The sequence below is a fragment of the Pseudomonas sp. R1-6 genome, assembly GCF_051132115.1.
Taxonomy (GTDB): domain Bacteria; phylum Pseudomonadota; class Gammaproteobacteria; order Pseudomonadales; family Pseudomonadaceae; genus Aquipseudomonas.
This window is the reverse complement of the sequence record NZ_CP071662.1, coordinates 858,218-871,204: the sequence shown is the minus strand read 5'-3', so window position 1 is coordinate 871,204 and position 12,987 is coordinate 858,218. Positions and strand designations below refer to the sequence as shown.

11 protein-coding genes, 4 tRNA genes and 2 pseudogenes are annotated in these 12,987 nt (G+C 60.7%); 7 read left to right on the top strand and 10 right to left on the bottom strand.

Translation table 11 applies throughout. From position 1 onward, the window contains the following. Position 1 precedes the first annotated feature (1 nt). From J3P81_RS04060 to yacG, 4 genes are read left to right on the top strand one after another with little or no spacing between them, the layout of a single operon-like run. Positions 2-1,219, top strand: a complete 1,218-nt coding sequence (locus J3P81_RS04060; RefSeq protein WP_420767620.1) for a type II secretion system F family protein — start codon at positions 2-4, stop codon at positions 1,217-1,219. A 1-nt stretch (position 1,220) separates the two neighbouring features. Continuing rightward, a complete protein-coding gene (locus tag J3P81_RS04055) occupies positions 1,221-2,090 on the top strand; it encodes a prepilin peptidase (protein WP_434562256.1) in 870 nt (289 codons plus the stop codon). Beyond that, entirely contained in the window at positions 2,090-2,713 is a 624-nt protein-coding gene (gene coaE / locus J3P81_RS04050; RefSeq protein ID WP_420767622.1) for a dephospho-CoA kinase, read from the top strand. Before J3P81_RS04055 ends, coaE begins: the two co-directional genes overlap by 1 nt. After that, complete coding sequence (gene yacG / locus J3P81_RS04045) at positions 2,710-2,916, top strand: DNA gyrase inhibitor YacG (protein WP_030140256.1); 207 nt, start codon at positions 2,710-2,712, stop codon at positions 2,914-2,916. The genes coaE and yacG overlap by 4 nt, the downstream gene beginning before the upstream one ends. Before the next feature lie 9 nt (positions 2,917-2,925). Here yacG and J3P81_RS04040 read toward each other — a convergent pair whose 3' ends face one another. Beyond that, positions 2,926-3,609 (bottom strand): energy-coupling factor ABC transporter permease, encoded by a 684-nt coding sequence (locus tag J3P81_RS04040; RefSeq protein ID WP_434562254.1) that lies wholly within the window; start codon positions 3,607-3,609, stop codon positions 2,926-2,928. Between the two features lie 144 nt (positions 3,610-3,753). Between J3P81_RS04040 and J3P81_RS04035 the strand changes: the two genes are divergently transcribed. From J3P81_RS04035 to J3P81_RS04025, 3 genes are all read left to right on the top strand, one after another. Then, entirely contained in the window at positions 3,754-4,380 is a 627-nt protein-coding gene (locus J3P81_RS04035; protein WP_030140261.1) for a DUF1780 domain-containing protein, read from the top strand. 88 nt (positions 4,381-4,468) lie between these two features. Continuing rightward, entirely contained in the window at positions 4,469-4,642 is a 174-nt protein-coding gene (locus J3P81_RS04030) for a DUF3094 family protein (protein ID WP_039593877.1), read from the top strand. A gap of 69 nt (positions 4,643-4,711) precedes the next feature. Beyond that, positions 4,712-6,010, top strand: a complete 1,299-nt coding sequence (locus tag J3P81_RS04025; protein WP_420767624.1) for an NAD(P)/FAD-dependent oxidoreductase — start codon at positions 4,712-4,714, stop codon at positions 6,008-6,010. 60 nt (positions 6,011-6,070) lie between these two features. Here the strand turns inward: J3P81_RS04025 and J3P81_RS04020 are convergent. The 9 genes and pseudogenes from J3P81_RS04020 to rluD all read right to left on the bottom strand — a co-directional run. After that, positions 6,071-6,670: pseudogene (locus J3P81_RS04020) on the bottom strand (methyl-accepting chemotaxis protein); the annotation flags it as partial. 303 nt (positions 6,671-6,973) lie between these two features. Next, positions 6,974-7,696 (bottom strand): annotated as a pseudogene (locus J3P81_RS04015) (MCP four helix bundle domain-containing protein); the annotation flags it as partial. A gap of 153 nt (positions 7,697-7,849) precedes the next feature. Further along, positions 7,850-7,926, bottom strand: a tRNA-Pro gene (locus J3P81_RS04010). A 94-nt stretch (positions 7,927-8,020) separates the two neighbouring features. Then, positions 8,021-8,096: transfer RNA gene (locus tag J3P81_RS04005), tRNA-Lys, on the bottom strand. Between the two features lie 5 nt (positions 8,097-8,101). Next, positions 8,102-8,178 (bottom strand) — tRNA-Pro (locus J3P81_RS04000). Between the two features lie 7 nt (positions 8,179-8,185). Next, positions 8,186-8,261, bottom strand: a tRNA-Asn gene (locus tag J3P81_RS03995). Between the two features lie 315 nt (positions 8,262-8,576). Continuing rightward, on the bottom strand, positions 8,577-11,141 hold the full coding sequence (gene clpB, locus J3P81_RS03990) for an ATP-dependent chaperone ClpB (RefSeq protein WP_420767625.1): 2,565 nt from the start codon (positions 11,139-11,141) through the stop codon (positions 8,577-8,579). Positions 11,142-11,271: 130 nt separating this feature from the next. Then, positions 11,272-11,997: a peptidoglycan editing factor PgeF gene (gene pgeF / locus J3P81_RS03985; protein WP_434562252.1), complete on the bottom strand. Its 726-nt coding sequence runs from the start codon at positions 11,995-11,997 to the stop codon at positions 11,272-11,274. After that, entirely contained in the window at positions 11,994-12,956 is a 963-nt protein-coding gene (gene rluD / locus J3P81_RS03980; protein WP_420767627.1) for a 23S rRNA pseudouridine(1911/1915/1917) synthase RluD, read from the bottom strand. The genes pgeF and rluD overlap by 4 nt, the downstream gene beginning before the upstream one ends. Positions 12,957-12,987 lie beyond the last annotated feature (31 nt).

Below are 12,987 nucleotides of genomic sequence, written 5' to 3'. Positions count from 1 at the left end.
CATGGCGGTCAAGGCAGTAAAAACCGACGTCTACACGTGGGAAGGCAAAGACCGCAAAGGCACGAAAATGTCCGGCGAACTGACCGGCCAAAGCCCGGCACTGGTCAAGGCACAGTTGCGCAAGCAGGGCATCAACCCGGGCAAGGTTCGCAAGAAGTCCACCTCGATATTCAGCAAGGGCAAGCGCATCAAGCCGTTGGACATCGCCCTGTTCACCCGCCAGATGGCAACGATGCTCAAGGCCGGGGTGCCGCTGCTGCAGGCGTTCGACATCATTGGCGAGGGCTTCGACAACCCGAATATGCGCAAGTTGGTGGACGAGGTGAAGCAGGAGGTCGCCGCCGGTAACAGCTTCGCCGCCTCGCTGCGCAAATGCCCCCAGTATTTCGACGAGTTGTACTGCAACCTGGTAGATGCCGGTGAGCAGGCCGGTGCCCTGGACACGCTGCTGGACCGCGTCGCGACCTACAAGGAAAAAAGCGAGGCCCTCAAGGCCAAGATCAAGAAAGCCATGACCTATCCTGCCGCGGTGATCGCCGTTGCCGCCGTGGTCACAAGCATCCTGCTGATCAAGGTCGTGCCGCAGTTCGAGTCGGTATTCGCAGGCTTTGGCGCAAAGCTGCCGGCCTTCACGCTGATGGTCATCGGCTTGTCGGAGTTCTTGCAAGAGTGGTGGTGGATGTTGCTGGGAGGGCTGGTGGGTGGGTTCTTCGGCGTGAAATATGCGCTCAAGCGTTCCCAGGCATTTCGTGACTGGCGAGACAAATGGCTGCTCAAGCTGCCCTTGATCGGCACCTTGATGTACAAGTCCGCCGTGGCTCGCTACGCCCGTACGCTGTCGACGACCTTTGCGGCCGGCGTACCATTGGTCGAAGCCCTCGACTCCGTGTCGGGCGCTACCGGCAACGTAGTGTTCAAGCGCGCGGTACAACGCATCCGGCAGGATGTCTCGACCGGCATGCAGTTGAATTTTTCAATGCGTGCTTCCGGCGTTTTCCCGAACCTGGCGATTCAGATGACCGCCATCGGCGAAGAATCAGGCGCGCTGGATGACATGCTCGACAAGGTGGCGAGTTTTTATGAAGCCGAGGTGGATAATCTGGTGGACAACCTCACCAGCCTGATGGAACCCTTCATCATGGTAATCCTGGGGGTGGTGGTCGGTGGCCTTGTGGTTGCCATGTACATGCCCATCTTCCAACTCGGCTCTGCGATCTGACATGCCCCTGAGCGAATTCTTCGTGCTTTACCCCTTGGCTTTCGTGCTGACCGCATTGCTGCTCGGGCTGATCGTCGGCAGCTTTCTCAATGTGCTGGTGTGGCGCCTGCCCAAGATGCTCGACCGTGAATGGCGCCTGCAAGCCCAGGACCTGCTGGGCCTGCCGACGCAAGCCCCTGGCCCGGTCTACAACCTGATGCTGCCTCATTCCCAATGCCCTCATTGCGGCCACCGTATCCGGGCGTGGGAAAATATTCCACTGCTGAGCTACCTCATGTTGCGCGGCCGTTGTTTGAGTTGCGCCGCGCCCATCGGCAAGCGCTACCCACTGACCGAACTGGCCTGCGGCGCGCTGTCGGCTTTCGTTGCCTGGCATTTCGGCTTCGGCTGGCACGCCGCGATGGCGATGGTGCTGAGCTGGGGCCTGCTGTCCATGAGCCTGATCGACGCCGAGCATCAGCTGCTGCCCGATACCCTCGTACTGCCGTTGTTGTGGCTGGGGCTGATCGTCAACAGCTTCGAGCTGTTCGTCTCGCTGAACCAGGCATTGTGGGGCGCGGTGGCGGGTTATCTGGCGCTGTGGTCGGTGTTCTGGGTCTTCAAACTGATCACCGGCAAGGAAGGCATGGGCTACGGCGATTTCAAGTTGCTGGCGATGCTGGGCGCCTGGGGGGGCTGGCAAATCTTGCCGCTGACGCTGTTGCTGTCTTCGCTGGTGGGCGCCGTCGTCGGCATTATTGTGCTGCGCATGCGGGACGCGCCGGCCTCGACACAAATCCCCTTCGGCCCCTATCTGGCCATCGCCGGCTGGATTGCGCTGCTCTGGGGTGGTCAAATAACCGACTTCTATTGGCAGTCAGTCGGTTTCTAATGAACAGCCCTGCGAAAAAACCCTGGATTCTCGGCCTGACCGGCGGCATCGGCAGCGGCAAGAGCGCGGCCGCCCAGCACTTCATCGACCTGGGCGTGCACGCGATCGATGCCGATCATGCGGCACGCTGGGTGGTCGAACCTGGACGCCCGGCACTGGCAAGCATTGCCGAGCACTTCGGCCCTGGCGTGTTGCAGGCAGACGGCGCGCTGGATCGCTCGGCGCTGCGCACGCTGATCTTCGAGAATGCCGATGAGCGTCGTTGGCTGGAAAAGCTGCTGCACCCGCTGATTGCCGAGGAAATTGCCCATCATCTGGGGCAGGCCCAATCGCCCTACGCGATCCTGGTCTCACCGCTGTTGATCGAGTCGGGACAATACGCAATGACCCAGCGGATCCTGGTGATCGACGCGCCTGAACAACTGCAGATCGAACGCACCTTGCAGCGCGACCAGACCAGCGAACAGCAGGTCCAGGCGATCCTCAAGGCCCAATCCAGCCGTCAGGACCGCCTGAACCATGCCGACGATGTGGTGGTCAACGACCGCGATCTCACCTGGCTGCACAGCGAGGTCGAGCGCCTGCATCACTTTTACCTTACCTTGCGTGGAGGCCAACCATGAGCCAACCCCCCATCGTCGATTGCCCAACCTGTGGCGCCCCGGTCGAGTGGACCCCTGAAAGTAAATTCCGGCCATTCTGCTCAGATCGCTGCAAGCTGATCGATCTGGGCGCCTGGGCGTCGGAAGAACACAAGATCCCCGTGGCCCCGGATGCCGAGGATGAGTTGTTCAGCGAAGACTTCAACCCTCGTTCCCACCATTAAACGGCGCAATCAAGGCTTGTCGTCGTTCCAGGGTGCCGACAGGTAGCGCGTGCGGTTGAAAGTCTCCAGCCATTCGGGGCTGAACACCACCAACGCGCTGACCACCATGCCGTTGATGAAAGCCTCGGGAAAAATGATCAGCCAGAGGTAGCCGATGAAATCCCCCAGCCAGTAGGGCATGGCAAATATGCCGTCATGCCAGAGCAGGCCCAGCCCCAGCAGCAGGCAGACCAGCGCCGAAAGCGCGGCAGCCAGGAACCCCGAGCAGAAGATATACACAAACAGGTTGCGCGGCTGGGCACGCTCCACCAGGATCGCGCAACACTCAGTGATCAGCACTGGCAGGAGAACCAACAGCGCGCCGTTGATGCCGACCGCCATCATGTCCTGACGGCCCAGCAGCACCAGCGCGAGCTGCGCGCACAAGCCACCAAGGATCGCCAGCGGCCAGTCCAACAGCAGAGTCACGGCGGTCAGGCCGATGAAGTGATACGAAACGCCCGTGTCGAAGTCTCGTCGCACCAGCCACAACATGAACAGCGCGAACACCGTGCCGAACAACAGATGCTGGCGACGACCGTCGGTAAACAGCTCGACCCACGGAGCACGCGCCACCGCCCAGGCCAGCGCCGGCACATAGATCAGCCAGCCGGCCACCAAGGTCTGCGACGAGAGCAATTCGGCTCCGATCATCGATCTACTCCTTTGGCATGCCCGTGCAACACAGACCCCGTGGTCGCCCCGAGATTCAAGCTGGCAGTCTACACCTCCCCACGGGACGCCATTAATCAACGCAACGCTTTGGGCTTGTAGCAATTGAACGCTAAGCTTGGGTTCATGGATGATTCCGATTATTTACGCCTGCTGACCATCGCGGCCGAGCAGGCCAACGCCTTTCTCTCCAACGCCCGCAAATGGGAGCGTGAGCGGTGGGTCTGCCAGCGCCTGTTGCAAGGGCTCAACGTGCCTTATCGCGCCGACGAATTCGCTCCGGCCGGAGAGCCGCCGGATGTGCTATTTCGCGACGCCAATTTCGAAGTATTTTTTGTGCTCGACGAGGGCCGTCGTCTCAATGACGAATGGCGCGATGAACTGCAGCGTCGTCGTAGTGCCTTCTCACTGAGCCAACTGGTGCGGCGCGAGGCCAAGCCCCGACGAATTCCCGCCAATGAGTTTCTGATGAGATTGGCACCGACCCTACGCAAGAAAGCCCATAACTACACCGAGCGTGGCATGGACCTGGGCGAACTGGACATCATCGCGTTCGCCAGCCTCAAGCGCGAAGTCCTGGACCTCAACAGCCACTTCCCACCGCCGACCGAATACCTGCGCCAGGGCTGGCGCTCGCTGTCGCTGGTGGGGCCGACGTTCGCCCGGGTGCTGTTCGCCCACCCCGATGCGCCGGACTTCCTGCGTGGCAACCTGGGCCGCAGCATTGTCTTCGACGTGGGGATCAGCCTGTGATTCGCTTGTCGTCTCAGGGCTGTATACGCCGGATAGCCAGACACTGTAACGTCTTCACATTCCGCAACGTCTACCTGACGAGGCCTTTATGACCAGCCGCCTGAACCCAGATGACCAGAAGCATGTCGAAGAGTACCTGCAACTGTCCCAGCACCGAGTCGAGCGCCGGCCTTTCCGGCCGTGGATGCTCCTGGTGGTGGTACTGGCCATCACGATTGGCCTGGGCCTGTTGAGCCGATTGATCAGTTACCTGACGCTATGAGCCGCTTTTTGTCATTGACGCTCGCGTAGGTAACGGCACCGAATTCCTTTAGCCTTGCGAGATATCCCCATGACTCATCGTATTGTCATCGTTGGCGGCGGCGCCGGCGGTCTGGAGTTGGCTACCCGTCTGGGTAAGACCCTGGGCAAGCGTGGCACGGCCAGTGTGATGCTGGTCGACGCGAACCTGACCCACATCTGGAAACCGTTGCTCCACGAAGTAGCGGCCGGCTCCCTCAACTCTTCCGAAGACGAACTCAACTATGTTGCCCAGGCGAAATGGAACCACTTCGAGTTCCAGCTCGGGCGCATGAGCGGCCTGGATCGCGAGAACAAGAGAATCCAACTGGCCGCCACCTATGACGAGGCGGGCGTCGAGCTGTTGCCAGCCCGGGAGCTGGGCTACGACACGCTGGTGATCGCGGTGGGCAGCACCACCAACGATTTCGGCACCGAGGGCGCGGCGCAGCATTGCCTGTTCCTCGATACCCGCAAGCAGGCCGAGCGCTTCCACCAGCAGTTGCTTCACCACTACCTGCGCGCTCACGCCGGGCAGACCGATACCATCGAGCGCATCAGCGTTGCGATCGTCGGCGCCGGTGCGACCGGCGTTGAACTGGCGGCCGAGCTGCACAACGCCGCCCACGAACTGCATGCCTACGGCCTGGACCGGATCAAACCGGAGAACATGCACATCACCCTGATCGAGGCGGGCCCACGGGTCTTGCCGGCACTGCCAGAGCGGATCGGCGGGCCAGTGCACAAAACCCTGGAAAAACTTGGGGTGAATGTCATGACCAACGCCTCCGTCAGCCAGGTGACTGCCGACAGCTTGATTACGGCGGACGGCAAAGTGATCGACGCGAGCCTGAAAGTCTGGGCCGCCGGGATCCGCGCGCCAGAATTCCTCAAGGACATCGACGGACTGGAGACCAACCGGATCAACCAGCTGCAGGTGCTGCCGACACTCCAGACCACTCGCGACGACAACATCTTTGCCTTCGGCGACTGCGCCGCCTGCCCGCAACCGGACAGCGACCGCAACGTCCCACCCCGCGCCCAGGCAGCGCATCAGCAAGCCTCGCTGCTGGCTAAATCGCTGAAGTTGCGGATCGAGGGCAAGGCCTTGCCTGAATACAAATACACTGACTACGGCTCGCTGATCTCGCTGTCGCGCTTTTCGGCGGTGGGTAACCTGATGGGCAACCTGACCGGCAGCGTGATGCTTGAAGGCTGGCTGGCGCGGATGTTCTATGTGTCGTTGTACCGCATGCACCAGATGGCGCTGTACGGGATGTTCCGTACCGCGATGCTGATGCTGGGTAGCAAGATCGGGCGTGGGACCGAGCCACGGTTGAAACTGCACTGACATGACGATCGTTCCCACGCTCCGCGTGGGAACACCGCCCGTCCAGCCCTTGATCGTCAATCAAACCTGAAACCGCTGCACCATCGTGCGCAGCGAGTTTGCAAGCTGCGACAATTCATGGCTGGAGGCACTGGTCTGATCCGCGCCGGAAGCCGAGCGCACGGACAAATCGCGAATATTCACCAGGTTGCGATCGACCTCGCGAGCCACTTGCGCCTGTTCTTCGGCGGCACTGGCGATGACCAGGTTGCGCTCATGGATCTCGCTGACCGATGCTGTAATGGTTTGCAGCGCTTCCCCTGCCCGCTCCGCCATCGCGAGGGTGCTCGCCGCACGGCTGGAACTGGCTTGCATGGAATCCAGCGCCTGGGTGGCACCGCTGCGCATGCCCTGGACCATCTGCTCGATCTCCTGGGTCGATTGCTGCGTGCGATACGCCAGCGCCCGCACCTCGTCGGCAACCACCGCAAACCCCCGCCCGCTCTCTCCCGCCCGGGCCGCTTCAATGGCCGCGTTAAGGGCCAGCAAGTTGGTCTGCTCGGCAATGGCCCGAATCACATCCAGCACTTTGCCGATATCCTGGGATTGGCTGGCCAGTGACTGCACCAGGCCGCCGGTAACCTGAACATCGTTGGCGAGCGCGCTGATGGCGTCGACGGTGTCGCTGACCCGCTCCTGCCCCAACGTCGCCGATTCGCTGGATTGGCGGGTGGCGTCGGAGGTTGAAACGGCGTTGCGCGCGACTTCCTCCACGGCGGTGGTCATCTCGGTGACGGCAGTGGCAGCCTGTTCAATTTCGTTGTTCTGCTGCTGCAGGCTGTGGGTACTGTCGAGCGTGACGGCGTTCAGCTCATCGGCTGCCGTGGCCAGTTGCGCGGCCGAGCCGCTGATGCCCTGCAACGTCTCACGCAGATTCTGCTGCATGGCCGCCAGCGCCATGAGCAAACGGCTGACTTCATCGTTGCCATGGGTCTCGATCGGCCGGGTCAGGTCACCCCGGGCTACGCTCTGCGCAGCATTCAGCGCCTCGCCCAGGGGCTTGACGATGCTGCGCGTGAGCAACATGGCCAGGGCCACCGTAGCCAGGGCGGCAAGCACAATGAACAGGCTGACGATCATGCGGGAATTGACGTAGTGCTCCTGGGACTTCTGGCTCTCGATCGACACCTGCTTGGAGAATAATTCCGCCAGATCATTGAGCTGTTTGCCCGAACCGTCCACCACGGTTTTCATGTCCACCAGCAACAACTTGATCAGCTCATCCCGACGCCCCTGCTCCGCCAAGGTAAACGACTGGGCGATACCCGAGCGATAGGCGGCGAAAGTCTGTTTGAACTGGTCGTAAAGCGCCTTGCCTTCCGGCGTGACGACCAATTTGTCGTAACTGGCGATTTTTTCGCTCAGTTCTTTATCCCGGGTATCCATCTGGCCGCGATACACCGCAATGTTTTTCGGGTCCTGGTCCAAGGCCATGCGCAGGGAAATGGTGCGAATGCGCAGCATCAATTCACGGATCTCGTCTCCGCCACGGATGCTGGGCAACCACTGGGTTTCCACCGCGACCTCACTGTCGCGAATGCTCGACATCTGTCCCAGCGCAAAGACCCCGAGCAGCGCCACCAGGACGGCGATCAAGGCAAAACCCAGCGCGGCGCGGCGGGCAATATTCAGTTGGCGAAGGAACATGTCGGGCGCCTTTTCTTGTTGTTGGCCTGAAGGTGGGCGATCGATGCTTGCCCTGTTGGCGGGTTATCGGCAGGTTGTACGACGACTTGAAGTCATCGGCTTTTCCGCAGGCAAAAAAAATCCCCGTATCTTTCGATACGGGGATTCTTAATATGGTCGGGGTAAGGGGATTCGAACTCCTGACATCCTGCTCCCAAAGCAGGCGCGCTACCGGACTGCGCTATACCCCGGTAAAAAAAAGGCGACCTTCGCAAGTCGCCTTCCTCGATCAGCGCTTTTGGCCTCTGATCTTAAGATTCGATTCCAGCGAACTGGTTTCAAAAATGGTGGGTCGTGTGGGATTCGAACCTACGACCAATTGGTTAAAAGCCAACTGCTCTACCAACTGAGCTAACGACCCAAATATGGTCGGGGTAAGGGGATTCGAACTCCTGACATCCTGCTCCCAAAGCAGGCGCGCTACCGGACTGCGCTATACCCCGATTGAAATGGCTCCGTGACCAGGACTCGAACCTGGGACCCAATGATTAACAGTCATTTGCTCTACCGACTGAGCTATCACGGAACTGATATTTCAAGTTACTGCTATTTGAAGCTACAACATTGAAGCCAGCTTCAACCTCTTCTACCCGTCAGCATCGCTGCGTTCGTGTGTCTGAGGCGCGCTATTCTACAATCTTCGTAACCTCTGTCAACCCCTTAAATTGCTTTCAAGACAATGATTTGCAACTTATTTTAGGTTCCTTCCCAAAGAGAAGTCGCCCTTGGGGTGACGTACTGCGGGGCGCACTTTACAAGTCTTTTCCTTTGAGTTCAACGGCCTGATGAAAAAAATGGCCTCGCAATGCAAGGCCATTCCAATATCCGGCGATGCCGGCCTTCAGTTGAAGACGATTTCGTCGTTTTCCACGGTACCGGTCACGGTTTCGCCCGGCATGAACCGCCCGGACAGAATCAACTGCGCCAACGGGTTTTCGATCCAGCGCTGGATCGCTCGCTTGAGCGGCCGCGCGCCATAGACCGGGTCGTAACCCACCGCGATCAGCTTGTCCAACGCCTCGTCGCTCAGTTGCAGCTTCAACTCGCGCTCGGTGAGGCGGCTGCGCAGGCGACCCAGCTGGATCTCGGTGATGCCGGCGATCTGATCCCGGGCCAACGGCTCGAAGATCACCACTTCGTCGACACGGTTGATGAACTCCGGCCGGAAGTGCGTAGAGATCGCATCCATCACTGCGGCACGTTGCGCCTCGCGATCGCCGACCAACTCCTGAATCTGCGTCGAGCCCAGGTTGGAGGTCATCACGATCACCGTGTTGCGAAAGTCCACCGTGCGCCCATGACTGTCGGTCAGGCGACCGTCCTCCAGCACTTGCAGCAGGATGTTAAAGACATCCGGGTGCGCTTTCTCGACCTCATCGAGCAATATCACCGAGTACGGCTTGCGACGCACGGCCTCGGTCAGGTAACCGCCCTCTTCATATCCAACATAACCCGGCGGTGCGCCGATCAAGCGGGCCACGGAGTGCTTCTCCATGAATTCGGACATGTCGATGCGCACCATGGCTTCCTCGGTATCGAAGAGGAACTCGGCCAGCGCCTTGCACAGCTCGGTTTTACCCACACCGGTCGGGCCGAGGAACATGAACGAGCCGCTCGGACGGTTGGGGTCCGACAACCCGGCACGGGACCGGCGCACGGCGTTGGACACCGCCACCACCGCTTCTTCCTGGCCGATCACACGCTGGTGCAACAGGCTTTCCATCTTCAGCAGCTTGTCGCGCTCGCCTTCGAGCATCTTCGAGACCGGAATGCCGGTCCACTTGGACACCACTTCGGCGATTTCTTCCTCGGTGACCTTGCTGCGCAGCAGCTGGTTTTCGCTTTTGCCGTGTTGGTCGACCATCTGCAGGCTGCGCTCCAGGTCTGGGATGACCCCGTATTGCAGCTCGGCCATGCGGTTGAGGTCACCTTTGCGGCGAGCCGCTTCCAGCTCCTGGCGGGATTGTTCGATCTTTTGCTGGATCTGCGCCGAACCCTGGACTTCAGCTTTTTCCGAATTCCAGATCTCTTCGAGATCGGAATATTCGCGCTCGTGACGAACGATTTCTTCCTGCAACCTTTCCAGACGTTTCTTCGCCGCTTCGTCGCTTTCTTTTTTCAGCGCCTGGGACTCGACCTTGAGTTGAATCAAGCGTCGCTCCAAGCGATCCAGCACTTCGGGCTTGGAGTCGATTTCCATGCGGATACGGCTGGCGGCCTCGTCGATCAGGTCGATGGCCTTGTCCGGCAACTGACGGTCGGTGATATAGCGATGGCTGAGCTTGGCCGCCGCGATGATCGCGCCATCGGTGATGGCCACTTTGTGGTGGACCTCATAGCGCTCCTTCAGGCCGCGCAAGATGGCGATGGTGTCTTCTTCGCTGGGCTCATCCACCAGCACTTTCTGGAATCGCCGCTCTAGCGCCGCGTCTTTCTCGATGTATTGGCGGTATTCGTTGAGCGTGGTCGCACCGACGCAATGCAGCTCACCACGGGCCAGCGCAGGCTTGAGCATGTTGCCGGCGTCCATCGAGCCTTCGCCCTTGCCGGCGCCGACCATGGTGTGCAATTCATCGATGAATAGAATGATCTGGCCTTCCTGCTTCGACAGTTCATTGAGCAGGGCCTTGAGCCGTTCTTCGAATTCACCGCGATACTTGGCGCCAGCGATCAGCGCCCCCATGTCCAGAGACAGCAGGCGCTTGCCCTTCAGCCCATCCGGCACTTCGCCGTTGATGATGCGCTGGGCCAAGCCTTCGGCGATGGCGGTCTTACCCACGCCGGGCTCACCGATCAGGACCGGGTTGTTCTTCGTGCGCCGTTGCAGGACCTGGATGGTTCGACGGATTTCATCGTCACGGCCGATCACCGGGTCGAGCTTGCCTTCTTCGGCGCGCTTGGTCAGGTCGACGGTGTATTTATCCAGGGCTTGGCGCGCTTCCTCGTGGTTCGGGTCGTTGACCGCATCGCCCCCGCGCAGGTTGTTGATGGCGTTTTCCAAGGCTTTCTTGCTCACGCCCTGACCGAGCAGCAACTTGCCAAGCTTGCTGTTCTCGTCCATCGCGGCGAGCAACACCAGTTCGCTGGAAATGAACTGGTCGCCCTTCTGCTGGGCCAGGCGGTCGGCCTGGTTGAGCAGCCGCGCCAGATCCTGGGACATGTTCACATCACCGGTCGGATTCTGGATCTTGGGCAACTGGTCGAGTTCTTTGGCCAGTTCCTTGCGCAGGCTGTTGACGTCAAAGCCCACTTGCATCAGCAGCGGCTTGATCGAGCCGCCCTGCTGTTCGAGCATGGCCTGCATCAAATGCGCCGGTTCGATACTGGGATGGTCCAGCCCGACGGCCAAGGACTGGGCGTCGGACAAGGCCAATTGTAATTTGCTGGTTAAACGGTCAATACGCATGGGTCACCTTCCTTTTGAGCAGGCCGGACCTAAGAAACATCCTGAATGAAGAAACCTGCCAGATACCGCTATAGATGTGGCCGATTCTGGAAGATTCAAGCAGCGCACTGTTGATACAGATCAGGAGAGTCTAGCGTTCGAGCCAGATCAAGGAAGCGAAGCGACCGGTGCGCGCGTTGCGGCGATAGGAAAAGAAGCGTGGGTCGGTCACGGTGCACAAGCCGCCACCGTACACGGCGGTAACGCCCCGTGCCGCCAGACGCAGGCGCGCCAGCGCGTAGATATCAGCCAGGAACTTGCCAGTGTTGTGGCTGGGTACGAAGGCTCGCTCTGCGTCGGCCAGTTGCGCAATAAAGGCTTCGCGCACTTCCGGCCCGACTTCGAACGCTTGCGGACCGATGGCCGGGCCGAGCCAGGCAAGGATTTCATCCGCGGGCATGGCAAGGCTATCGAGGGTGGCTTCCAGCACACCGTTCGCCAATCCGCGCCACCCGGCATGGGCCGCCGCGACATGGGTTGCGGCGCGGTTGCAGAACAACACCGGCAGGCAATCGGCCGTCATTGCCGTGCAAGCGACACCCGGCGTGGCGCTCCAGCTCGCATCAGCGGTAACCACCTGGGTCGGATCAGCCTCGACCACGTCAATACCGTGGACTTGCTGCAGCCAGGTTGGAGTGATCGCGAATCGGTCGGTGAGGCGGCGACGATTTTCAGCGACGTCCGCAGGGTCGTCGCCGACATGGTCGCCCAGGTTGAGGCTGTCGAACGGCGCCAGGCTGACGCCGCCTTCGCGGGTGGTGACGCAGGCTTTGACCCGGGCTGGCGCGGGCCAGTCGGGGAGCAGCCAGTCATTCATCCGATGAACGCCTCGCGGTCCTGCTTGAGCAACGTCAAAAGCCAGACAAAATCATCCGGCAGCGGCGATTCCCAGCTCATGCGCTTGCCGGTCGTCGGGTGATCGAGCTCAAGGAAGCGCGCGTGCAGCGCCTGTCGAGGGAAATTCTTCAGCGATTCCACCATGGTCTGGCTGGCAGCCGGTGGAATGCGGAAACGACCGCCATAGGCCGGGTCGCCCACCAATGGGAAATTGATGTGAGCCATGTGCACGCGGATCTGGTGGGTCCGGCCGGTTTCCAGCTTGACCCGCACGTGGGTGTGGGAACGGAAGCGTTCAAGCACGCGGTAGTGGCTGACGGCCTGCTTTCCGCCTTCCATCACGGCCATGCGCTGGCGCTGCTGGCCGTGACGGCCGATCGGCGCGTTGATCTTGCCACCGGCGGTGACCACCCCGATCACGATGCACTCATAGATGCGGCTGACGCTCCGGCTTTGCAGCTGTGTCACCAGTTGCGTCTGCGCCTGGATGGTCTTGGCGACCACCATCAGACCGGTGGTGTCCTTGTCCAGGCGATGGACGATACCGGCGCGCGGCACATTGATGATGCCCGGCACGTGGTGCAGCAAGGCGTTGAGCAACGTGCCGTCGGCATGACCGGCCGCCGGGTGGACCACAAGGCCCGCAGGCTTGTTGATCACCAGGATATCGTCGTCTTCATAGACGATGTCCAGGGCAATGTCCTGGGCGACCCATTCTCCCTGGGCCTCCTGCTCGGCGGTCAGCTCGAGGACGGCACCGCCATGGACGATGTCGCGCGGGCGGATCACCGCCCCGTCCACCGTCAGGCGGCCGTCCTTGATCCAGGCGGAAAGGCGCGAGCGCGAGTGCTCGGCGAAGAGTTGGGCGGCGACTTGATCGAGGCGTTGGCCGCCCAATTCGGACGGCACCTCTGCGCGAAGTTCTATTTTATCGGACATGCTCGGACTGGGCGTCGGCACAGCCTTTGGT